The sequence below is a fragment of the Bacillus cereus group sp. MYBKT14-1 genome, assembly GCF_051915185.1.
In the GTDB taxonomy this organism is placed as follows: domain Bacteria; phylum Bacillota; class Bacilli; order Bacillales; family Bacillaceae_G; genus Bacillus_A; species Bacillus_A cereus.
In genome coordinates, this window is the sequence record NZ_JBQAEF010000001.1 from 1,180,275 (window position 1) to 1,202,213 (window position 21,939).

A 21,939-nucleotide genomic window follows, 5' to 3' on the forward strand; every position below is an offset into this window, starting at 1 on the left:
TCTTTTTTTACATAAAAATTGTAAAAAAGAATTAACAATTTCTACTATACGTTCATTCAAAATATTTGTCTAATATATAAATTATATGTTATTAATATATTAGACATATTAATCGAAAGTGAAAAGGGTGTCCAAAAATGGAATTACGGCATTTGCAATATTTTGTTGTTGTGGCAGAAGAGTTACACTTTGGACGGGCAGCTGCTCGTTTACAAATGACACAACCACCACTTAGTCAACAAATACAGCAATTAGAAAAAGAAATGGGAGTTACATTATTTTCAAGAACGAAAAGAAAGGTTGAACTAACAGAAGCAGGAGAAATGTTTTTAAAAGAAGTAAAAAAAGCGTTTGAACAAATTGAAAAAGCAGTAGAAGTTGCACAAAGTGCGCAAAGGGGAGAAGTAGGATCACTTTCAATTGGTTTTGTAGGTGCGGCGATATATGATATTTTACCATCAATTGTTAGGGAATATAGAAAGAAATTTCCGAGAGTGTCTGTTGCATTACATGAATTGTCAACACCAGATCAAGTTCATGCACTTCATGATAACCGTATTGATATTGGCTTTTTACGTCCACCAATTCCAACACAATTATTAGAATTAGAGCCAATTCAAAGGTTATCTTGTACCTTATGTTTACCAAAGGCACATCCACTTGCAGAGAAAGATGAAATACATATAGAAGATTTACGAGATGAGCCGTTTGTATTTATTACGAGACCAGTATGGCCAGCTTTGTATGATACAATTTTATCTCTTTGCAGAGAAGTTGGATTTAGTCCACGTATTGTACAAGAAGCAACAGAGTATCAAACAGTTATGGGGCTTGTAGCGGCAGGGATTGGAATTACAGTAATACCCGTATCGGCAAATAAGTTATATAAAACAGAAGTTGTATATAAAGAATTATATGATTCTAATTTTGTGGCAGAAATGTCAGTGGCTTACAAAAAAATGAATAGTAATCCAGAGTTGCTAGAGTTTTTAAAAATTGCAAGAGAGAAGAAAAGAATAGAAGTAGAAGATGAGTAATAGTAGTAACAGAAAATGAAGTTAATTCAGATTTATAAAAGTACACCTTGTTAAACAATAAAGCGGAAATGCAACTTAAGTTGCATTTCCGCTTTATTGTTCTTTTTTTAGCTCGATACTAAATAGATAAACGTGTTCATTTTCTTTTAAGAGTAAATCAATACCTTTGTCTTCGTCAATTGTAGGGACGCTTACAGTTTCTTTACTTGTTTGGATTACAGCAGCTAAAATTGTTTTTTGATTGTATTTTAAATTTTTTATAGATTGGATTGTAGTAGTTGCGGAGCTATTTACGCTTGGTGGTGCTTCTTCATGAACAAGCGTTGAAGCACCTTCAATATTCATATACCACTGCCTTTTTTCTTGTATATCTTTATCGAATTGGAAATGTGGTGGTAAAAAAGAAAGCTTTACTTTCTTTTTTGAAAAATGTGAGGTAGCTATATTAGCAATTTCTTTTGTTTTTTTACCATTGTTATAATAATCAATTGTAGCATTTATTTCATCTTTATCATTTTTAAGCGTAACGTTATAAAACATGCTATTTCCTTCTTGAAAAGGAGTCATTTGTAAAATAGAAGCTTGCTCTTTTGTTAATTTGTATGGCTCAACAATGGCAACTTCATTGTTTTTTATTTGGCTACAACTTGTGAGTAATAATAAAAACAAGATTGATAGTAATTTTATACGCATGCAATCTCCTCCTTTTTACAATTATATTCTAAATGTGATTTTTTATCATTTCGTTTTCTAGGACTAAAGACTTAGAAGAAATTCCGATTGTAGTGCGATGTTTAAAATGTCATATTTTTATACACTAGTAGTATAGAATGCGTATGTAATAAGGTAGGGGAAGAATTTTATGTCTTTATGTCGGTTAGCGAGAAAAAATATTAGAACATTTGCTACCAAAAGGATGAAGCAATTTATGTGGATTGCTATGAGTATTATGATTTTGTTTTTTATGATATCGTTACAATTTAATGAAGGAGCTATTTTGAAAGTAGGGGATGCATTTGTATTTCAAATGTATTTTTACACACTGTTTATTGTACTAATTTTCATATGTATTTTTACTACATATAAAATGATGTACTCCCTTTTGCTAGTGAGGAGAGAGGAGTTTACATCTTATGTAGCAGAAAATATAAAAAGAAAAGAAGTGCTATGTTTATTATGTCAGGAGCAATTATTCATTTATGGAGCAGCGTTTGTTTTTGGATTAGTTAATGGGATGTTATTTTTAAAATTATTTACGATTATCTTTATAAGAATAGCAGGAATACAAGGGATAAATAGTGCACCGATTACAATATATGCAATAGTAGTAGTGAGTATAATTATGATTGTTATCCTTCTATTATCGATGGTGCAATGTTTTCGATTTGTTCAAAGTTTACAAGATAAAAATTCGTTGCATTTCAAGAAAAAGGCATGAGAAATCATGCCTTTTTCCATTTTACACATAAAAATAATCATGTTACAGTGAAAGGACCTGACAAAGAATGGGAAGGAAAGGTTGTATAGAATGACAAATGAACAATCAATTGTAAAAGTCGATCGGTTAACGAAGCGAATCGGATCAAAGACACTTGTACAAAATATTAGTTTTGAAGTGAAAAAAGGCGAGGTTGTCGGTTTACTCGGACCAAACGGTGCTGGAAAAACGACTTTAATGAGAATGATGGTTGGTATGATCCGTATGACAGAAGGTGAAGTATGGATTGATGGTCAATCTGTGAAACAGCAATTCGAAAAAACAGCTGCGAAAATTGGAGCGGTAATTGAGACACCTGAATTTTATCCTTTTTTGAGCGGCTATGAAAATTTAACATATTTCGGACGAATGAATGGTAATGTGACCGAAGAACGTATCGATGAAGTAGTGAAATTGTTAGGGATGGGACAAGTAATTGATCGCAAAGTAAAAGCGTATTCACTCGGCATGAGACAACGTTTAGGAATCGCTCAGGCACTTATTCACGATCCAGACGTGTTGATACTAGATGAACCGACAAATGGATTAGACCCTAGTGGAATACATGAAATGAGAATGTACATAAAAAAAATTGCACATGAACAAGGAAAAGCTGTACTTGTATCAAGTCACTTACTTTCAGAAGTTGAATTAATGTGTGACAGAGTTATCATTATTCAGCACGGGGAATATGTGGCTACGCAAAATATTCAGCATAGCCAAAGCGAAGAGATGGAGACGATCCGTATACGTGTAGATGATGCGAATAAAGCAGCAGAAATATTAGGGCATGATATTTTAGTAAAAGATAATGAATTACTTATTAATGTAAAAGATGAAGAAATCCCAAATGTTATTCGTACATTGCTTGAGAAAAATATTCAAGTGTATCGTGTATATGAAGAAAGAAAAACGTTAGAAGAGCAATTTTTAGAATTAACAGGGGGAAAAGATATTGTTTAATTTAGTATATAACGAACTGTATAAAATATTTAAGCGGAAGCGAACGATTATTCCATTTGCAGTTATTGCAGTATTAATAATCGGATTAGGATGGGTTACGGTAAAGTATTTTGAACCGGAAACAAAAGGATGGAAAGTAGATTATACAGAACGAACTGTAGAAATTGAGAAAAAGCTTGGCATGAAAAAAGAAGCTATTTTAGCAGAAAAATCAGGGGATGAGCTTGTAAAAGAATACCAGCTTAAGATGAAGCATTTAGATACGGATACAGCACCGGCAAGCAGTTCTCCACTTTCTTTCATGAGAGATACAGGTTTTATCGTATTTCCAATTTTGCTCCCATTTATCCTCGTGTATGCAAGTACAATTTTTGCGAATGAATATAGCTGGGGAACATATAAATTTTTAACGATACGACCAGCGAGTCGCTTTAAAATTTTAACAGCAAAATTTTTAGCAATCGTTATATTTGCAGCTTTATTATTTATATTTAATATGATCTTCTCCGCTTTATGTGGACTTGTTATTTATAAATTCCAACAGCCTGCATGGAGTGAGTTTATTTTCCAAGATGGAAATATAATAAAACAAAACATTTTTGTAGAAGCAAGTAAATATTATGTTTTATCGTGGTTACCAACGGTTGTGTACGCATCGTTTGCATTTATGATTTCTGTGTTAACGAGATCTAGTGGAGGTGCAATTGGTATTTCACTATTCCTTGCTTTATCAGGCAATATTGCGTTATTAGCAGCCACTAGATATAACTGGGCGAAATATTTATTGCCAGCAAACACAGATTTATATAGTATTTCAAAGAACGGAAGTTTTATTGATGGAGTAACATTCCCGTTTGCATCATGTATGTTGCTACTTTATTTGTTCGTATTTTTATGTATTTCATATACTGTGTTTTTAAAACGTGATTTAACTTAATAAGAAAAGCCGTTCAGGGTGCTGAGATGCACTTTGAACGGCTTTTTTTATGAGAATTGTTTAAGTGCTCTTTCGGCTAGTAAAGCAAAGTATTCTGCACTTATAGGCAGTGCCTCTTCATTAATTGTAAAAGCAGGATGATGCCATTCATGTGTACCGCTCGTTCCCATAAAGACGAATGAACCTGGTATTTCCTGTTGGTAAAATGAGAAATCTTCTCCAGCCATTGATAGACTAGGCGAGATGATATTAAGATTCATCTTTGTGGCAACTTGAGTAGATAAGTCTGTAAGAGCTTTATCGTTGTGAACAGCAGGAGGACCTGAATAAAAACGGAATTTCGTTTTTACACCTAATGCATCAGATACACCTTTAATAATACGCTCCATGAGTGCTGGAATCTTTTCACGTGTTTCAGCTTGGAACGTGCGAATCGTTCCTTCTAACGTAGCTTTTTCAGGAATTACGTTCCACGTATTTCCTGCGTGAATATTTGTAACACTAACAACCGCATTATGAGATGAACTTATATTTCGGCTTACAATTGTTTGCAGTGCCATCACAATTTGAGAGGATGCGACAATAGGATCTACGCCAGCATCTGGTACAGCCGCGTGTGTACCAACTCCGTGAATTTCAATTTCAAATCGATCAACTCCAGCCATCAGTGGACCATCTTTAATGCCAATTGTACCTACTGGTAAATCAGGTTTATTATGCATGCCGAAAATCGCTTGCACATTACGTAAATGTCCAGCATCAATAACTTTGCAAGCGCCATTACTACTTTCTTCAGCTGGTTGGAATATGAAGCGAACCGTTCCATTTAGGGAAGATTCTCTTTCTTTTAATAAGAAAGCAGTACCTAAAATGGCAGCTGTATGAAAATCGTGTCCACAAGCATGCATTTTTCCTCGTACTTTAGATGCATAGGACAAATGTGTTTCTTCTTGAATAGGAAGGGCATCAATATCAGCACGAACTGCTACAATTGGCCCGTTTTTATTACCAGACACTTCAGCGATAATTCCTGTTTCTAAATTGGAGTCAATGATAGTAATGTTTTTTTCTTCTAACCAATTTTTTATTGCTTTTGTTGTTTCGAACTCTTCATACGATAGTTCTGGATACTCATGTAAATGTCGACGGATGGAAATAAGTTTTTCTTTTAGTTGATTTGAAATAGATACCATGTAGTATGCCTTCTTTCTTCAGCAAAATATTTATCATAAGTATACAACAATAAAAGAGAGGATTCTCAAATGAAAATCCTCTCTCGTTTATCCCGTATTAATGGGCAGTCCGATTGGTTCAACTAATTAAAGTTTCGCTTTATGCTGCGACTTTTTTATGCGTATGATGTTTACGATAACGTCCACGCATTGCGTATGCAATTTGCGGGATTGCAATCCCGATTAAAATAAGTGATACACCGAACCATTGTGAAGATAGTACAGCCTCTTTTAAAACGAATACGGACATAATTGTTGTAACTGGTAGTTCCGCTGCACCAAGAATAGTTGCTAAGCCAGAACCGATTTTTGGAATACCGATTGTAAAGGCAATAGATGGAATTACGATACTAAATGTTCCTAATCCTAAACCGTATTTCCAAAGACCTTGAGAAATGGCACCATTAAAAATAAATGTTGGTGGGAATACAATCATGACTAAAGTTAAAGCACCAGTCATTAAGAGAACACCGCGCGGTAATGAAGGTACTTCAACAGCAACTTTTCCGCTCACGAAAATGTATGTTGCGAATGTAACAGCAGATAATAAACCTAAAATGATCCCAGTCGTATTGAAAGCACCTGCTGATTGTTCAAGTAAACCACTTGATAAAAATGTCCCTACAAGTAAGAAAATAACAGAAATAACTTTTTCTCTTGAAGGTAATGTTTTTGTTGCGACTGCTTCAATGATAATTCCGACCCAAACAAATTGGAATAAAAGAATAATTGCAATAGAAGCTGGTACAGTTTTTAATGAAGCATAATAAAAAATTCCGGTAAAACTTGCAGATGTTCCTGCAACGAATAAAAGTAATGCTTGCTTTAAAGGAACGCGATGTCTAGAAAATAGAAGTGTAATAGCAAGCAAAATAATCCAACCGAACAAATATTGGCTGCCAATTACCTCTCCAAGTGAAAATCCTTCTGCATATGCAAGCTTAACAAAAATAGCTAAAATTCCATAACTACACGCTCCTAATAAAACTAAAAGAGAATAACGAAGCATGAAAAATTCCTCCCATCTATATGAAGTTGTTCCGTATCGAAAATATATAACTAGAGGGAAGTATACAAAATTAGAAATAAAGGGTCAAATGAAAGAAAAGTATGACATTTTATAGAATAATAATAAAAGTATGATATTTATGCATAATCTTGAAATTATTAATAGTAGAAGTATTATAAAATCAACTTTGCATTGTATAGAGCCAGCATTTGAAAAAAATATTTTTTAAACCAATATGTATATAGACGTACTAGTAACGTGCTAATTATTTGAGAAACTATGTTACCTTTGTTATGGTAATGACAATTAAAGGAGTTTTCATAATCCATTTGAGTTTTTTCTATATAATAGAAGGAAATGAAAACGTTTTATTAGAAACTGTGAGGAAGTACGGTTTTTCTTATTGCCACGTTGTAAAAGTGATTTCACGAATTGTTCATAGTATTTTTATGTGTTTTTGTTACAATATTTAGGGAGAGGAGTGGAATGATGCAAGATATTAGTATTTTTTTAGCGTTTGGCGCCGGGTTCTTATCATTTATTTCCCCATGTTGCTTACCGCTTTATCCGGCATTTTTATCGTACATAACAGGTATGTCGGTTTCTGAATTGAAAGAAGAAAATGCAATGCTTCGCAAAAGAAGTATGATACATACAGCGTTTTTCTTACTTGGATTTTCAATTATATTTATTGCAATTGGATTTGGTACAAGTTTTATTGGAGGAATCTTTACTGACTATAAAGATTTAATCAGACAGTTAGGTGGTATATTTATCATCGTGTTCGGCTTAATTATTGTCGGGGTGTTTAAGCCGAAATTTTTAATGCAAGACCGTAAATTTACATTTAAAAATCGTCCAAGTGGCTATTTTGGATCAGTACTAATTGGATTAGCCTTTGCAGCAGGGTGGACGCCATGTACCGGACCAATTCTAGTGTCCGTAATTGGATTAGCAGCAACAAACCCAGAATCAGCAATGATTTACATGATTGCTTACATACTTGGATTTGCTATCCCGTTTTTCGTACTGTCATTCTTTATTACGAAAATGTCTTGGATTAAAAGAAATAGTATGGCCTTCATGAAAGTCGGAGGATATATTATGATTGTTATGGGGGTCTTCCTATACTTTAACTGGATGACGAAAATTATCGTATATTTCTCAAGTTTATTTGGTGGTTTTACCGGTTTTTAGTATTATTCTGCGAAAATGTTGGAAATACTAACGGAAAAGCATATAATGAAAGTATATTTTGCATATAGCCACAAAAAAGGATGAGAAAATATGAACATAGTTCTTTTATCAAGTATCGTTGCTGTTTGTATGGCTGTCGGTGCGATGTTTATTCGTTTAAAAGCAGCTAAGAAACCTGCAACATTGAAAAAAATTATACTTCCGCCATTTTTTATGAGCACGGGAGCATTGATGTATGTTTTTCCTGAATTTCGATTAACTCCAGCGGAAATGTTAGAAGCAATTGGCGTCGGTTTGTTTTTCTCTATTTTTCTTATTAAAACATCTAAATTTGAAATTAGAGGACAAGAGATTTATTTGAAGCGTTCCAAAGCCTTTGTTTTTATATTAATTGGATTACTTGTAGTGCGGATTGTATTTAAAACATACTTAAGCCAATCTCTTGATTTAGGACAACTTAGTGGCATGTTCTTTTTACTTGCGTTCGCGATGATTGTGTCATGGAGAATTGCAATGTATCGTTCCTTTACGAAATTACAGAAGGAAATGGAAAAAGAAGATGGTTTTTATAATGAAAAAGATATGAAACTAACTTAAAAACTGTATATGTACCAAATAAAAAAGACAGCGTCAAAGGCGCTGTCTTTTTTATCGAAAATAATATGAAGTTACTTTGCGAGTAAAGATCGATAGTTAGAATAATCAATCTTTTTTTCTTGTAGTTTTTTAATTAAAAATTTATGATCACGCTTTGGTGTGGCAATGATATATCCTTTAATAATTAAGTCTTGTGTAATTTGAGAGGCATTTTCTTGTAATGCAAGTTCCCCGATTTTTCCAGCAATCTTTGATTTTGCAACATCGCGAAATAGTTCTGGAACAGGACTTACAAGCTCTTCTAACAATTGTTTTTGTTCGTCAGCCCATAAATGTCTCGTTTTATTTATGTAGTGTTCTTCCCAATCCAAAATGGACATGCCGTCTTCTTTTGGTAAACGTTTTAAAAATTTTCTGAACATAAAGTATCCACCGATAGACATAAGCCCTAATAAAATAACCGTCCATAATACAATGAACCAACTGAACCATCCTTCGAGCAAGCATATCCCCCCTTAATGATAGCGGTTTTCTTTTATTCATATTATATACAGTGAGATTCATAGAAAGCAAGAACGCTTGGTCATTTTGACCAAGCGTTATCATTTAAACAAAGTATAGTTGTTCCACATGTAAATTATTATTATCATCTTCTACATATTCAATGATTAATGTGCCAACTTTACGATCTTTATCTTCAGTTGTGAAAATAGAGTAAGAAGTAAAACGTGTTTTTGATAGGCCGCTTATGTGTGTAGGTAAAGAAATGTAGTCGTTATCGCGGAAGAATTCCATCAGTTCAATATCCTCAAATTCTTTTCGGTCAACTTGTTTGTTTGTATAGCGGCGTTGAAGTTGTTTTAAAGATTCATTCCAAGAAATTGCTTTTGTGTCGTATACCATTGTTCTATCTCCTTACTGTATGTAATTATTAAGAACATACGTTCCAATCTAGTATACTCTTTTTATTAGAAAAGGGAAAGCAAAAAATAATGTAAGCTTGGATTTCCAAGCTTACATTATTGATGCGTCCGTCATAATCTCTATTTTTCATTATAAGTTAGATAAGAATAAGAAACAAGATGATATATATAATGTTGATAGTTTTCAAGATTCTGTATATTATAGTTTTACTAAAGCGCAAGGGAATGAGAGGAATGGCATATGTAATTTCACTCCAAGGACCGATGGCAAGCGGAAAAACGACATTGGCTAAAAGGTTAGAGCGATGTGGGTTTTCAGTTATATATGAAAATCCTTATCCAATTGTAGAAAAGCGAAAGCGATTAAAGTTGGATATGAATTCAAAAGAAGGGTTTATAGCAAATCAAAAAATGTTTATAGAAGCTAAAATAAAAGATTTTCAAAATGCAAAAGGTTCAGTCGTGATTTTTGATCGTGGGCCAGAAGACATCGAATTTTATACACTTTTTTACCCAATGGTTATAGGGAAAGAGTGGGATATAGAAAATGAATTGAAAGATGAATTATATAAATTAAGAGAATGCCGTTCGGATGCTATTTTTTATTTGGATGTATCGGAAAGTAATTTATATGATAGAAAAAATAATGATAGAACAAGAAACAGAAGTACATTTGAGGAGCAATTTAAATTAGCAGAAACTGAAAAAGACTGGTATAAACAATTTCCTGTAACTTATGTGGACACGAATAGATTAACAGTTGACGATTTAGAGGTATATTTTATGGACTGGTTAAAGGAGAGAGGGCTATGAAAAAAATACTTTTATTTGTATACCCAACATTTGCGGAGTTTGAAATAACAGTAGCGACGGCATTGCTGAAAAATAAATTTGAAATCATTACAGCGGGCTTAACAAAAGAATTGATTATAAGTGAAACAGGTTTGCAAGTGCAACCACATATAGAAGTAAGTGAAGTACGTGTAGATGAGTATGAGGGGGTACTTATTCCAGGTGGAGAAGAAGTACAGTTGAAAGATGCGAAATCTCTTTTTTCAGTCATTCGTCAATTTCACGAACAAGAAAAATTAGTGGCGGCAATTTGTGCTGGACCGTATGCGCTAGCAAAAGCAGGGTTATTTAAAGGGATTTCTTATACTGCGACTATAGATTATCAAAAATTCGATTGTTTTCCAGTAGAAAATTTCGTGTATGAAGAAGTTGTGCAACACTCAAATATCATTACAGCACAAGGGCATGCATTTGTACCATTTGGAATAGCAATTGCCTCTTATTTTGGAGTGGCAGACAAACATAATACAGATTTTTATTGTGGTAAAGGTAATGTAGTAATGGAGAAACTTTTACGAGAAAACGTGTAAAAGCTAGCAAATGCTAGCTTTTTTCTTTTTTACACCGATAAATTACTAACGTTTTTGGATCGCGCCATATACCGTTATGGAGAGATAATTCCTTGTTGATTTCTTCTGTTAGCCATTCTTTCATCTCGGCTTGAAGATACATATTATCGGGTATATTTAACGATGGAAACATGCTGGAAATATAGTTTACTATTGGGGTAGCATGATCAAAAACGAGCGCATTATGAATAACTGTTTCTTCAACCGTTTGAAAAGCAGATGCTACTATCTCTTTACCATTTTCTAAACAAAATGGAGAGACTGCTGGTGATGTTTTCGGTAGATCAAATGCGTCAAGCATGTTGTTACACATTTCAACTATACGAGGTAATGAAACTTTAGAATTTGTTGTAGCTAAAAGTGTTCCACCAGAACGAATGACTTTATAAAAGCCTTGAATTGTTTTTTCAACATCTTTCACATGGTATAACATATGTCTTGCAATTATTAGGTCATAACAATTTGTTTCGAAAGGAAGTTTACTAGCGTCCCCTCGTTTCCATTCTATTAAGTTATTTATTTTAGCAGCTTCAGCAAGCATAGCTTCGGATTGATCAAACCTGGTTAATGGGCCTTTATGACCATTTGTTTGTAAAAGGGAAAGGAATTTTCCACTAGCGCACCCAACCTCTAATATGTTTTCATCCCCTTGAAGGTGTAAATGTTCAATGACGATCTTATCTAAATCTACGTGTTTTTCTTCGTAATGTGTATGTGTGTCGATGCGTGTTTGTAAATGGTTGCTAACGTTATATTGACGTTTTACATCATTCATTTTGTCACATTCCACCTTTGTGCAAAATTGTTGGATTGCATGTGTTAATACATCTGTTTTCTTTAAACCTTCGTAATGGAGTGCTGATTCAAACCTTTCAAGTAATTTCTCTTCAATTCGAAAATGAATATCTTTTCGTTTTGTCACTGAAATTTCGCCCCTTTGCATCTGTTAGTGAGACTATAGCACGTCTGGAAATTTTGTGTAAATCATTTGTGTACACAAAATTAGGGGGATGAAAAAAATGTTTGAATATGATTTTAAACTATTGACGATTTAACCGTTTTCATATATTCTTAAATTAAGTAATATTCAAATAATTCAAAAGAAATGAGAGAGTCACATGCTTCTTCAAGGAACACATCGAATTGGTCGTATGGCCATGCTGTTGGCACTTGCGGATGAGAATGAAAGTCCTGTATTATCCATTCCAAAAGGTTGGAAGTATTGTACGGGGAAAGTGGGTTCGATGAATTCGCAAAAGGTTGTCGCAGCAATGGAAACAGCGGCTAAAAGCAACCAAGTTATTGAAACAGACGTTTACAGAGAAACACATGCACTTTATCATGCAATTATGGAAGCTTTGTACGGAGTGACGAGAGGTCAAATTCAGTTAGCAGACGTTCTTCGTACAGTAGGACTTCGTTTTGCGATTGTGCGCGGTACACCATACGACGGGAAAAAAGAAGGCGAATGGGTTGCTGTTGCATTATATGGAACGATTGGTGCACCTGTAAAAGGATCTGAGCATGAGGCGATTGGTTTAGGAATTAATCACATATGATTTGCCCATAGTCTATTAGTTAGAAGGGGGCCTTACTTTTTTAGGACAGAAGTCTGTCTTAAAAAGATAAGGTCCCCTTTTGCCTTTTTAAGGAGGAAAAATGATGATTACGTTAACAGGACATACATTGACAGTTGAAGAAATGAAGAGGTTATTACTGGAAGGAGAAGGTGTAACAGCTTGTCCAACTAGTATGCAAAAGGTAGCGGAGTGCCGCGAAGTAGTTGAGAAAATTGTAGAGGACGGAAAAGTCGTTTACGGTATTACAACTGGATTTGGAAAGTTTAGTGATGTGCTTATCCAAAAAGATGATGTAAAGGCACTTCAACATAATTTAATTCAGTCACATGCATGTGGGATAGGTGATCCATTCCCGGAAGAAGTATCGCGCGGAATGTTAATTTTACGAGCGAACACGATGCTTAAAGGAGTATCAGGCGTAAGGCCGCTTGTTGTAAATATGCTTCTTGAGTTTGTAAATCGTAAAATTCATCCAGTCGTTCCGCAACAAGGTTCACTTGGTGCAAGTGGAGATTTAGCACCTTTATCTCATCTTGCGCTCGTATTATTAGGCGAAGGTGAAGTGTTCTATAAGGGGAAACGCGTTCATGCAATGGTTGCTCTTACAGAAGAAGGGCTTGAGCCAATTGAACTTGAAGCGAAAGAAGGTCTTGCGTTAATTAATGGTACGCAGGCGATGACAGCACAAGGAGTTCTTTCTTATATAGAAGCAGAAGCAACGGCGTATCAAGCTGAACTAATTGCTTCGATGACAATTGAAGGGTTACAAGGCATTATTGATGCATTTGATGAAAATGTTCATAAAGCACGTGGCTATAAAGAGCAAGTGGATGTAGCAAGCAGAATTCGTGACATTCTTCATGATAGTAAGTTAACAACAAAACAAGGAGAACTACGTGTACAGGATGCCTATTCACTTCGTTGTATCCCGCAAGTACACGGTGCTTCTTGGCAAGTTTTGAATTATGTGAAAGAAAAATTAGAAATTGAAATGAATGCCGCAACAGATAATCCGCTAATCTTTGATGGCGGGGAAAAAGTAATTTCAGGTGGTAATTTCCATGGTCAACCGATTGCATTTGCGATGGACTTCTTAAAAGTAGGAATGGCGGAACTTGCAAACATTTCAGAGCGTCGTATTGAGCGTTTAGTAAATCCGCAGTTAAACGATTTACCGCCATTTTTAAGTCCAGAACCAGGACTTCAGTCTGGTGCAATGATTATGCAATATGCTGCAGCGTCACTAGTTTCTGAAAATAAAACGTTAGCACATCCGGCGAGTGTTGATTCAATCCCGTCATCAGCTAACCAAGAAGATCACGTAAGTATGGGAACAATCGCTTCACGTCATGCACATCAAATTATTCAAAATGTAAGACGTGTTCTTTCAATTGAAATGATTTGTGCGATGCAAGCGGCAGAATATCGCGGAATTGAAAACATGAGTACAGTGACGAAGAGCTTCTACCATCAAGGGCGTCAGCAAGTACCATCTATTACAAATGATCGCATCTTCTCAACGGATATTGAAAATATTGCACATTGGTTAAAAACGAATTATTCGATAAAAGAAAGATTGGATGTAAACGCAGCACTATAAAACGAGAAAAGGGAGAGATTGAAATGGAAAAAGTAAAACAAACAATTCGTGCGCCAAGAGGTACTGAGTTACAAACGAAAGGGTGGGTTCAAGAGGCTGCACTTCGAATGTTAATGAACAATTTAGATCCTGAAGTTGCTGAAAAACCAGAAGAATTAGTTGTGTATGGCGGAATTGGCCGTGCAGCTCGTAACTGGGAAAGCTATCAGGCGATTGTAGATTCATTAAAAACGTTAGAAAGCGATGAAACGTTACTTGTTCAATCAGGAAAACCAGTTGCCATTTTTAAATCACATGAAGATGCACCTCGCGTTCTGTTAGCGAACTCAAACTTAGTACCAAAATGGGCAAACTGGGATCACTTCCGAGAACTAGAGAAAAAAGGTCTTATGATGTACGGACAAATGACAGCTGGTAGCTGGATTTACATTGGAACGCAAGGGATTCTACAAGGAACATATGAAACATTTGGTGAAGCAGCTCGTCAACATTTCGATGGTTCATTAAAAGGTACATTAACACTTACTGCTGGTTTAGGTGGTATGGGTGGTGCACAACCTCTTGCTGTAACGATGAACGGCGGTGTTGTTATTGCTATTGATGTTGATAAGCGCAGCATCGATCGTCGTATTGAAAAGAGATATTGTGACATGTATACAGAATCATTAGAAGAAGCATTAACTGTTGCGAACGAGTATAAAGAGAAGAAAGAACCAATTTCAATTGGCTTGTTAGGAAATGCGGCAGAGATCTTACCAGAACTAGTGAAGCGTAATATTACGCCAGATTTAGTTACAGATCAAACATCTGCTCATGATCCATTAAACGGTTATATTCCAGTAGGTTACACATTAGAAGAAGCAGCGAAACTTCGTGAAGAAGATCCAGAACGTTACGTACAATTATCAAAAGAAAGTATGACAAAACATGTGGAAGCGATGCTTGCGATGCAAGAAAAAGGCGCAATTACATTTGATTATGGAAATAACATTCGCCAAGTTGCTTTCGATGAAGGTTTGAAAAATGCTTTCGATTTCCCAGGATTCGTTCCAGCATTTATTCGTCCATTATTCTGTGAAGGAAAAGGGCCATTCCGCTGGGTAGCGCTTTCTGGTGATCCAGAAGATATTTATAAAACAGACGAAGTAATTTTACGTGAGTTCGCTGATAATGAACATTTATGTAACTGGATTCGTATGGCACGTCAACAAGTTGAGTTCCAAGGACTTCCATCACGTATTTGTTGGTTAGGTTACGGTGAGCGTGCGAAATTTGGTCGCATCATTAATGAAATGGTTGCAAATGGTGAATTATCAGCACCAATCGTTATCGGTCGTGACCATTTAGATTGTGGATCAGTAGCATCTCCAAACCGTGAAACAGAAGCGATGAAAGATGGTAGTGATGCAGTAGCTGACTGGCCAATTTTAAATGCATTAATTAATAGTGTAAACGGTGCAAGCTGGGTATCTGTTCACCACGGTGGTGGCGTTGGTATGGGTTATTCACTTCATGCGGGAATGGTTATCGTTGCAGATGGAACAGAAGCAGCAGCAAAACGTATTGAGCGCGTATTAACTTCTGACCCTGGTATGGGTGTTGTTCGTCACGTGGATGCAGGGTATGACTTAGCTGTGGAAACTGCGAAAGAAAAAGGCGTTAACATTCCAATGATGAAATAAGGAGGAGAAAACATGCTGGACACTTTACTAATCAATATCGGTCAATTACTAACAATGGATCAAGAAGATGGCTTGTTAAGACGGGAAGCGATGAACACGCTTCCTGTTATCGAAAACGGTGCGGTTGGAATTGAAAATGGTGTAATCACTTTCGTTGGAACAGCGGAAGAAGCGAAAGGATTACAAGCGAAAGAAGTTATTGATTGCGGGGGGAAAATGGTTTCTCCTGGTCTTGTTGACCCGCATACCCATCTTGTATTTGGTGGATCGCGTGAAAACGAAATTGCGCTAAAATTACAAGGAGTTCCGTACTTAGAAATTTTAGAACAAGGCGGAGGTATTCTTTCAACTGTAAATGCAACGAAAAAGGCGTCGAAAGAAGAACTTGTTCAAAAAGCGAAATTCCATTTAGACCGTATGTTATCTTTCGGCGTTACAACTGTAGAAGCGAAGAGTGGTTACGGATTAGATGATGAGACGGAATGGAAACAATTAGAGGCAACTGCACAATTACAAAAAGAGCATCCGATCGATTTAGTTTCCACATTTTTAGGTGCTCATGCAGTTCCGAAAGAATATAAAGGTAGATCGAAAGAATTTTTACAATGGATGTTAGACCTATTACCAGAAATGAAAGAGAAACAATTGGCGGAATTCGTTGATATTTTCTGTGAAACAGGTGTGTTCTCAGTAGAAGAATCAAAAGAATTTTTATTAAAAGCGAAAGAGCTTGGCTTTGATGTGAAAATTCATGCAGATGAAATCGACCCTCTTGGTGGTGCGGAAGCAGCGGCAGAAATCGGTGCAGCATCAGCAGACCATCTAGTTGGCGCTTCTGATAAAGGGATTGAAATGCTTGCAAACTCGAATACAGTAGCAACATTATTACCAGGAACAACTTTCTATTTAAATAAAGAAAGCTTTGCTCGTGGTCGTAAAATGATTGATGAAGGTGTTGCAGTTGCGTTAGCTACAGACTTTAACCCAGGTAGCTGTCCAACTGAAAATATTCAGCTTATTATGAGCATTGCGATGCTAAAACTGAAAATGACACCAGAAGAAGTTTGGAATGCCGTAACGGTTAACTCATCATATGCCATTAACCGTGGTGATGTAGCTGGGAAAATTAGAGTTGGTCGTAAGGCAGATTTAGTTTTATGGGATGCTTACAATTATGCTTACGTACCGTATCATTACGGCGTAAGTCATGTGAATACAGTATGGAAGAATGGTAATATTGCATATACAAGAGGTGAACAATCGTGGAGCACGGCCACTATTTAAAGAAAAACGCAAAGTTTATTGATCGTGAAGTGACAAAATGGAGTGAGATGATTAAAGATTGGGAGGAAGGTGTAGAAATATTCGGTGCTGCCTTAATTGGAGCACCCCTTTCTAAACCATCTATTAGTCATTCAGGAGCGAGTTTTGCTCCAAAGACAATTCGTGCGATGTTAGATGCATATAGTACATATGCAATTACAGAAAAACACGATATGAAAGAAAGTGTCTTATATGATTGCGGCGATATTACGATGCATGTGACGGATATAAAAGAAAGTCACAAACGAATTGCGAAAACAGTTGGTCATGTAACGAAAGTAAACCCGAACATGATACCAATCGTTCTTGGTGGTGACCACTCGATTAGTTTTCCGAGTATAACAGGTTTTGCAAACAGTAAAGGAAAGGTCGGGATTATTCAATTTGATGCTCATCATGATTTACGTAATTTAGATGATGGAGGCCCATCAAATGGTACACCATTCCGTAGTTTACTAGAAAATGATGTCATTACAGGGAAACAACTTGTTCAAATTGGAATTCGTAATTTTTCTAATGCACGTGCGTACCATGAATATGCAATAGAGCATGGTGTAACAGTGTATACAATGAAAGACGTACGAGAGCGAGAAATAAAAGATATTATCACGGAAAGTATTGAATTATTAAGAAATCAAGGTGTGACTTCTATTTATATTTCTCTTGATATGGATGTGCTAGACCAAGCGTTTGCACCAGGTTGTCCAGCAATTGGGCCTGGTGGAATGGATAGTACGACTTTACTAGATGCGATTGAATTCCTTGGTAAAGAACCGCTCGTTCAAGGGATGGATATAGTAGAGATTGATCCAACTCTTGATTTCAGAGATATGACGAGTAGAGTAGCAGCGCAAGTGATTATGAGTTTTCTTTTAGCGAGGGAAACGGTTAGTAAGCAGGTTAGCATATAGACGGAAAAGTAGATTTTTATTTATGTCTTATCAAAAACACATCACTACTTAAATGTAGTGATGTGTTTTTGTATTAAAAGAGAATGAATGTGTGTGTGGAACCGTTAATGGAATTGCGATTTTTATAGTGTATTGTGTAAATTTAATTTCTTGCTTCTGAAGTGTTGACGTGTAAAATAATTTTATGATAAAATAAAAATTTTGCTAAAAAACTAAAAGTGTGTTAAGCTTGAGAAGGTTACCATATATGGAGGTGGATTATTTGTTTCAAATTGGCGATAACATTGTTTATCCAATGCAGGGAGCAGGTATAATTAAAGCCATAGAAGAGAAGGAAATCTCAGGAGAAAAACAACAGTATTATGTTATAAAAATGTCGGCTAGTAATATGGAACTAATGATTCCAGCAGGGAGAATATTGAATTCGAATATACGTCCAGTTACGGATATAACCGCATTAGCACACATAATGGATATTTTTCAACATGGGGAATCAGATAGATTACTTACATGGAAACAAAGGTATAAATTGAACACTGATAAAATAAAGACGGGTAAAATGCAAGAAGGTGCTGAAGTTGTGCGTGATTTAATGCGTATACAGAAAGAAAAAGCACTTAATGCAAGCGAAAAGAAGATGTTAGATAACGCATATGAATTTTTGATTAGTGAACTGGGATTAATTAAAGGTATCACAGAAAATCAGATAAAAAGCTTTTGTTAAGGTTCATTACAAATAATGTATTATATCCCAAAAAAGATCTTGAATTTTTTGGGAACATAATTATAGAAAATTTATCATTTCAAAGACATTCAACTCTTTCAAACCACTTTTAGAGCATTACCTCTATTGTTATTACTACAATCAAATCCATTTTTATTTTTTAATTTCATTTATGAATGTTCGAAGTTTAATTGAATACTTCGATAAAATAGTTACTTGATTTTTGCAATCCTGATTCACACTGGCACGGACGAGGAGCCGTAAGGATGAAAGAGAGGTAGGGCTTTCATTGTTTTAGGTATATAAGTTATTATTTTTAGAAGAATACTGAACCATTTTCACTTCTATTGATAAGGTGTTTTTTTATTAAAGAGATAAACGAATTGACAGCCATATATGGTCAACAAAAAAGGTTTCCTCCTAAGGAAACCTTTTTAATATTATTTATAGCATTTTATTTTTTGATATTCGAATTTTTTATTGTAAAGTCGTAAAAATTGACGTTACTATCTAAAAGTAAGTATGATGCGATTATAGTAAGATTTTTTAGGGGGAAGAAAAATGACAAGTTCAAGTAATAAAGCAGCGAGTATTTATGAAGGAACAAATGTAAATGCTGGGGGATTTTTTGAAAACGTTGAAGAAACAAAGTTGTTTGATCCAATTCAAGTTGGAGCTTGGTCTCTTCGTAATCGTATAGCGATGGCACCGATGACAAGATGCTTTGCAGATAATGAGACTGGAGTAGTTGGTGCGGATGTAGTGGAGTACTACAGAAAACGTGCTGCGGATGGAATTGGACTAATTATTACAGAAGGAATTGTCATTAGTCCGAGAGCAAAAGGAAACCCAGGAGTACCAGGTATTTATACACAAGAGCAAATCGATTCTTGGAAACCTGTTACAGAGGCGGTACATAAAGAAGGCGGGACGATTATTGCTCAAATATGGCATGTTGGGCGTATGAGTCATCATGAAATAATTGGTGGTCAAATGCCACAAGCACCGTCGGCTATCGCTGCAGAGGGAAATGTTCCACGCTTTCGTAAACCGTTTGATACGCCAGAAGCAATGACGTTAGAAGAAATACAAGAAGTGATCGGGCAATACGCACAAGCTGCGAAAAATGCGATCGAAGCTGGATTTGATGGAGTAGAAATTCACGGTGCACACGGATATTTAATCGATCAATTTACGTATGAGTTTGCGAATAAGCGAACAGATAAATATGGCGGTGATTTAAAACAAAGGTTAACGTTTATGAAAGAAGTAACGGCGGCTGTAATAGAAGCTGTTGGAGCTAATAAAACACTTCTTCGTTTCTCTGCTTTCAAAGGTGATAATCCTACTTATATGTGGGAAAACCCTGAGTTTGCAATTGAAACGTTCATAAATATGTTTAAAGAGGTTGGGTTAACGATGATCCATCCTTCAACGATGAATTATACCCAAGAGATTGCTGACGGAAAGAATTTTCATCAACTAGTAAGAAAATATTGGGATGGTACGATTGTTGGGGTTGGTAATTTAAATCCGAAAGAGGCCGAAGAAGCGTTGCAAGAAGGAACGATTGATGTAGCGGCATTCGGAAGACCGTTAATTGCTAATCCAGACTTTGTTCATCGAATTAAACACGCTGAAAGTTTAGTTGAATATGACGCGAAAGAGCATCTTGCTACGTTAGTATGAATAAAGATAAAAGGAGAGCACATCTAGTGTTCTCCTTTTATTATGGAATTTCATAGGGGGAAGCGGGATGAGTGAAACGCTACTCGTTATTATTAGTATATTACTATTTTTAATGTTGCTTTTAATCGTCTTTTTTATCATTACATTTTTTATAAAAAAACGAACACACCATTCTATTTTAAAATTACATCCGTACTTAGGAAGAATGCGCTACTTACTGGAAAAGATAGGGCCTGAATTTCGACAATATTGGTTTGATCATGATACGGATGGAAAGCCTTTCTCACGTTACGATTTTCAAAGTGTTATGTTTTTAGCGAAATATCGCTCTGAAATACTTGGTTTTGGATCAAAACGAGATTTTGAAGCTTCTGGATATTATATTGCTAATACATTATTTCCGATATTAACTGAGGAATTAAGTGTGAATCTCACGCAAGAGCGGGAAGGTAAAAAGTACGTGATTCATAAAGAAGGGTTATTTTCAAGAAGAGAAAAATTGACAGCGGATACAACGAATCTTTGGCTGTACGAAGAAGATGATGCAATTATAGTCGGTGAGAACCGTAAATATCCGTGGAAGCTACATGGCATGTTTGGTGCATCTGCGACTTCTTACGGTGCGATTGGAGAAAATTATATTTTAGCGAGTGGTTTTGGAGCAAAAATGGCAGGCGGATCGTGGATTAATACGGGTGAAGGTGGCGTTATTCCAGAACATTTACATACAGGAGCGAATATCGTTGCGCAAATTGGTCCAGGGTTATTTGGATACCGTGATGAAGACGGTAATTTTTCAATGGGAAAATTCATGGAGAAAGCGAAAGAAAGTAATATTAGAGCATTCGAATTGAAATTTGGGCAAGGTGCTAAAATACGTGGTGGTCATTTAGAGGGGCAAAAAGTAAATGAGAAAATTGCTTCTGTTCGCAACGTCCGAAAGGGAGAGACGATTAATTCACCGAATCGATTTTCATTTTTAAAGAATGCAGCGGATACACTTTGTTTTATTCAACAGTTGCAAGAAAACAGCGGTAAACCAGTTGGAATGAAAATTGTAATTGGTCAGCAGGAGCCTTTGGAAGATTTAATAAAAACAATGAAAGAACTAAACATTTACCCAGATTTTATTACAATCGACGGTTCAGAAGGCGGGTCAGGGGCAACGTATAAATCGATGGCAGATTATATGGGACTGCCGCTTATTCCAGCATTACTTACATTTATTGATACAGCAAACCATTATGGTGTCCGTAATAAGTTTAAAGTATTTGCATCGGGTAAATTAATCACACCAGATAAAGTGGCGATTGCTTTAGCGATTGGGGCGGATGCTGTAAGTTCAGCCCGTGGGTTTATGATGGCAAGTGGCTGTATTATGGCCCTTCAATGTAATTCTGGTCAATGTCCATCTGGTGTAGCCACGACGAATCCGCATTATCAAAAAGCGTTAGATCCGTATGAGAAGAAGTGGCGAGTCATGAATTATATTATTAGTATGAGATATAGTTTATTTTCATTAGCGGCAGCGGCGGGAGTGAAGAGCCCGCGCCATTTAAAGAGAGATCATATTGTATTTAAAGACGAGATGGGGCGGGTAGTTCCTCTCTCAGAATTGTTTCCTACTAGTAAATAGT

Annotated in this window: 23 protein-coding genes; 17 read left to right on the forward strand and 6 right to left on the reverse strand. The window is 35.8% G+C overall.

Features of this window, described 5'->3' with window-relative positions; genetic code table 11:
• Positions 1 to 137 precede the first annotated feature (137 nt).
• On the forward strand, positions 138 to 1,037 hold the full coding sequence (gene alsR, locus ACTFO4_RS06325; RefSeq protein WP_000423234.1) for an acetoin biosynthesis transcriptional regulator AlsR: 900 nt from the start codon (positions 138 to 140) through the stop codon (positions 1,035 to 1,037).
• Positions 1,038 to 1,130: 93 nt separating this feature from the next.
• On the opposite strand, the gene ACTFO4_RS06330 is transcribed toward alsR, so the two are convergent.
• Complete coding sequence (locus ACTFO4_RS06330; protein ID WP_001220617.1) at positions 1,131 to 1,730, reverse strand: hypothetical protein; 600 nt, start codon at positions 1,728 to 1,730, stop codon at positions 1,131 to 1,133.
• Between the two features lie 169 nt (positions 1,731 to 1,899).
• Between ACTFO4_RS06330 and ACTFO4_RS06335 the strand changes: the two genes are divergently transcribed.
• The 3 genes from ACTFO4_RS06335 (at position 1,900) to ACTFO4_RS06345 (ending at position 4,414) form a co-directional block, all read left to right on the forward strand.
• On the forward strand, positions 1,900 to 2,475 hold the full coding sequence (locus tag ACTFO4_RS06335; RefSeq protein ID WP_000050617.1) for an ABC transporter permease: 576 nt from the start codon (positions 1,900 to 1,902) through the stop codon (positions 2,473 to 2,475).
• A 90-nt stretch (positions 2,476 to 2,565) separates the two neighbouring features.
• Positions 2,566 to 3,477, forward strand: a complete 912-nt coding sequence (locus ACTFO4_RS06340; RefSeq protein ID WP_142307842.1) for an ABC transporter ATP-binding protein — start codon at positions 2,566 to 2,568, stop codon at positions 3,475 to 3,477.
• Positions 3,470 to 4,414: an ABC transporter permease gene (locus ACTFO4_RS06345; RefSeq protein WP_000482759.1), complete on the forward strand. Its 945-nt coding sequence runs from the start codon at positions 3,470 to 3,472 to the stop codon at positions 4,412 to 4,414. Before ACTFO4_RS06340 ends, ACTFO4_RS06345 begins: the two co-directional genes overlap by 8 nt.
• Before the next feature lie 47 nt (positions 4,415 to 4,461).
• On the opposite strand, the gene ACTFO4_RS06350 is transcribed toward ACTFO4_RS06345, so the two are convergent.
• Complete coding sequence (locus tag ACTFO4_RS06350; protein WP_000253675.1) at positions 4,462 to 5,607, reverse strand: M20 peptidase aminoacylase family protein; 1,146 nt, start codon at positions 5,605 to 5,607, stop codon at positions 4,462 to 4,464.
• A gap of 139 nt (positions 5,608 to 5,746) precedes the next feature.
• Positions 5,747 to 6,655: an EamA family transporter gene (locus ACTFO4_RS06355; RefSeq protein WP_061457608.1), complete on the reverse strand. Its 909-nt coding sequence runs from the start codon at positions 6,653 to 6,655 to the stop codon at positions 5,747 to 5,749.
• A 323-nt stretch (positions 6,656 to 6,978) separates the two neighbouring features.
• Here ACTFO4_RS06355 and ACTFO4_RS06360 point away from each other — a divergent pair, with 323 nt between their 5' ends.
• The 3 genes from ACTFO4_RS06360 to ACTFO4_RS06370 all read left to right on the forward strand — a co-directional run bounded on the left by ACTFO4_RS06360 (position 6,979) and on the right by ACTFO4_RS06370 (position 8,449).
• Positions 6,979 to 7,128, forward strand: coding sequence for a peptidase T (locus ACTFO4_RS06360; RefSeq protein WP_071732505.1), 150 nt, complete (start codon positions 6,979 to 6,981; stop codon positions 7,126 to 7,128).
• Positions 7,129 to 7,144: 16 nt separating this feature from the next.
• Positions 7,145 to 7,852 (forward strand): cytochrome c-type biogenesis protein CcdA, encoded by a 708-nt coding sequence (gene ccdA / locus ACTFO4_RS06365; protein ID WP_001152676.1) that lies wholly within the window; start codon positions 7,145 to 7,147, stop codon positions 7,850 to 7,852.
• 90 nt (positions 7,853 to 7,942) lie between these two features.
• The gene (locus ACTFO4_RS06370; protein WP_001028439.1) at positions 7,943 to 8,449 is read left to right on the forward strand and encodes a CcdC family protein; all 507 of its coding nucleotides are present in this window, start codon (positions 7,943 to 7,945) and stop codon (positions 8,447 to 8,449) included.
• 71 nt (positions 8,450 to 8,520) lie between these two features.
• Here the strand turns inward: ACTFO4_RS06370 and ACTFO4_RS06375 are convergent, their stop codons facing one another.
• Positions 8,521 to 8,952 carry a DUF2621 domain-containing protein gene (locus ACTFO4_RS06375; protein ID WP_000889373.1) on the reverse strand — a complete coding sequence of 144 codons (432 nt, stop codon included), beginning with the start codon at positions 8,950 to 8,952 and terminating at the stop codon, positions 8,521 to 8,523.
• Between the two features lie 103 nt (positions 8,953 to 9,055).
• The gene (locus ACTFO4_RS06380; protein ID WP_000262401.1) at positions 9,056 to 9,352 is read right to left on the reverse strand and encodes a hypothetical protein; all 297 of its coding nucleotides are present in this window, start codon (positions 9,350 to 9,352) and stop codon (positions 9,056 to 9,058) included.
• Positions 9,353 to 9,606: 254 nt separating this feature from the next.
• Here ACTFO4_RS06380 and ACTFO4_RS06385 point away from each other — a divergent pair, with 254 nt between their 5' ends.
• The gene (locus tag ACTFO4_RS06385) at positions 9,607 to 10,185 is read left to right on the forward strand and encodes an ATP/GTP-binding protein (protein WP_000332129.1); all 579 of its coding nucleotides are present in this window, start codon (positions 9,607 to 9,609) and stop codon (positions 10,183 to 10,185) included.
• Entirely contained in the window at positions 10,182 to 10,754 is a 573-nt protein-coding gene (locus tag ACTFO4_RS06390; protein ID WP_017674196.1) for a DJ-1/PfpI family protein, read from the forward strand. The genes ACTFO4_RS06385 and ACTFO4_RS06390 overlap by 4 nt, the downstream gene beginning before the upstream one ends.
• 13 nt (positions 10,755 to 10,767) lie before the next feature.
• On the opposite strand, the gene ACTFO4_RS06395 is transcribed toward ACTFO4_RS06390, so the two are convergent.
• Positions 10,768 to 11,715 carry a class I SAM-dependent methyltransferase gene (locus ACTFO4_RS06395; RefSeq protein ID WP_440013024.1) on the reverse strand — a complete coding sequence of 316 codons (948 nt, stop codon included), beginning with the start codon at positions 11,713 to 11,715 and terminating at the stop codon, positions 10,768 to 10,770.
• A gap of 196 nt (positions 11,716 to 11,911) precedes the next feature.
• Here ACTFO4_RS06395 and hutP point away from each other — a divergent pair, with 196 nt between their 5' ends.
• The 8 genes from hutP (at position 11,912) to ACTFO4_RS06435 (ending at position 21,938) form a co-directional block, all read left to right on the forward strand.
• A complete protein-coding gene (gene hutP, locus ACTFO4_RS06400; RefSeq protein ID WP_000926516.1) occupies positions 11,912 to 12,352 on the forward strand; it encodes a hut operon transcriptional regulator HutP in 441 nt (146 codons plus the stop codon).
• Positions 12,353 to 12,455: 103 nt separating this feature from the next.
• The gene (gene hutH, locus ACTFO4_RS06405) at positions 12,456 to 13,973 is read left to right on the forward strand and encodes a histidine ammonia-lyase (RefSeq protein ID WP_000631874.1); all 1,518 of its coding nucleotides are present in this window, start codon (positions 12,456 to 12,458) and stop codon (positions 13,971 to 13,973) included.
• Between the two features lie 23 nt (positions 13,974 to 13,996).
• Positions 13,997 to 15,655, forward strand: coding sequence for a urocanate hydratase (gene hutU, locus ACTFO4_RS06410; protein ID WP_017674198.1), 1,659 nt, complete (start codon positions 13,997 to 13,999; stop codon positions 15,653 to 15,655).
• Positions 15,656 to 15,667: 12 nt separating this feature from the next.
• Positions 15,668 to 16,939, forward strand: coding sequence for an imidazolonepropionase (gene hutI, locus ACTFO4_RS06415; RefSeq protein ID WP_000887524.1), 1,272 nt, complete (start codon positions 15,668 to 15,670; stop codon positions 16,937 to 16,939).
• Complete coding sequence (gene hutG, locus ACTFO4_RS06420) at positions 16,918 to 17,889, forward strand: formimidoylglutamase (RefSeq protein ID WP_000399851.1); 972 nt, start codon at positions 16,918 to 16,920, stop codon at positions 17,887 to 17,889. The genes hutI and hutG overlap by 22 nt, the downstream gene beginning before the upstream one ends.
• A gap of 262 nt (positions 17,890 to 18,151) precedes the next feature.
• On the forward strand, positions 18,152 to 18,613 hold the full coding sequence (locus ACTFO4_RS06425; protein WP_170879444.1) for a CarD family transcriptional regulator: 462 nt from the start codon (positions 18,152 to 18,154) through the stop codon (positions 18,611 to 18,613).
• Positions 18,614 to 19,174: 561 nt separating this feature from the next.
• A complete protein-coding gene (locus tag ACTFO4_RS06430) occupies positions 19,175 to 20,302 on the forward strand; it encodes an alkene reductase (protein ID WP_000204582.1) in 1,128 nt (375 codons plus the stop codon).
• A 67-nt stretch (positions 20,303 to 20,369) separates the two neighbouring features.
• Entirely contained in the window at positions 20,370 to 21,938 is a 1,569-nt protein-coding gene (locus tag ACTFO4_RS06435; RefSeq protein WP_061457605.1) for an FMN-binding glutamate synthase family protein, read from the forward strand.
• Position 21,939 lies beyond the last annotated feature (1 nt).

Excerpts from the sequence above, each read along its gene's own strand:
- ACTFO4_RS06385 (WP_000332129.1), top strand. The coding sequence starts at position 9,607 with ATGGCATATGTAATTTCACTCCAAGGACCGATGGCAAGCGGAAAAACG.
- hutH (WP_000631874.1), top strand. The coding sequence starts at position 12,456 with ATGATTACGTTAACAGGACATACATTGACAGTTGAAGAAATGAAGAGG.
- ACTFO4_RS06350 (WP_000253675.1), bottom strand. The coding sequence starts at position 5,607 with ATGGTATCTATTTCAAATCAACTAAAAGAAAAACTTATTTCCATCCGT.
- ACTFO4_RS06330 (WP_001220617.1), bottom strand. The coding sequence starts at position 1,730 with ATGCGTATAAAATTACTATCAATCTTGTTTTTATTATTACTCACAAGT.
- ACTFO4_RS06380 (WP_000262401.1), bottom strand. The coding sequence starts at position 9,352 with ATGGTATACGACACAAAAGCAATTTCTTGGAATGAATCTTTAAAACAA.
- ccdA (WP_001152676.1), top strand. The coding sequence starts at position 7,145 with ATGCAAGATATTAGTATTTTTTTAGCGTTTGGCGCCGGGTTCTTATCA.
- ACTFO4_RS06355 (WP_061457608.1), bottom strand. The coding sequence starts at position 6,655 with ATGCTTCGTTATTCTCTTTTAGTTTTATTAGGAGCGTGTAGTTATGGA.
- hutU (WP_017674198.1), top strand. The coding sequence starts at position 13,997 with ATGGAAAAAGTAAAACAAACAATTCGTGCGCCAAGAGGTACTGAGTTA.
- ACTFO4_RS06435 (WP_061457605.1), top strand. The coding sequence starts at position 20,370 with ATGAGTGAAACGCTACTCGTTATTATTAGTATATTACTATTTTTAATG.
- hutP (WP_000926516.1), top strand. The coding sequence starts at position 11,912 with ATGCTTCTTCAAGGAACACATCGAATTGGTCGTATGGCCATGCTGTTG.
- ACTFO4_RS06390 (WP_017674196.1), top strand. The coding sequence starts at position 10,182 with ATGAAAAAAATACTTTTATTTGTATACCCAACATTTGCGGAGTTTGAA.
- ACTFO4_RS06370 (WP_001028439.1), top strand. The coding sequence starts at position 7,943 with ATGAACATAGTTCTTTTATCAAGTATCGTTGCTGTTTGTATGGCTGTC.
- ACTFO4_RS06335 (WP_000050617.1), top strand. The coding sequence starts at position 1,900 with ATGTCTTTATGTCGGTTAGCGAGAAAAAATATTAGAACATTTGCTACC.
- ACTFO4_RS06340 (WP_142307842.1), top strand. The coding sequence starts at position 2,566 with ATGACAAATGAACAATCAATTGTAAAAGTCGATCGGTTAACGAAGCGA.
- hutI (WP_000887524.1), top strand. The coding sequence starts at position 15,668 with ATGCTGGACACTTTACTAATCAATATCGGTCAATTACTAACAATGGAT.
- alsR (WP_000423234.1), top strand. The coding sequence starts at position 138 with ATGGAATTACGGCATTTGCAATATTTTGTTGTTGTGGCAGAAGAGTTA.
- ACTFO4_RS06430 (WP_000204582.1), top strand. The coding sequence starts at position 19,175 with ATGACAAGTTCAAGTAATAAAGCAGCGAGTATTTATGAAGGAACAAAT.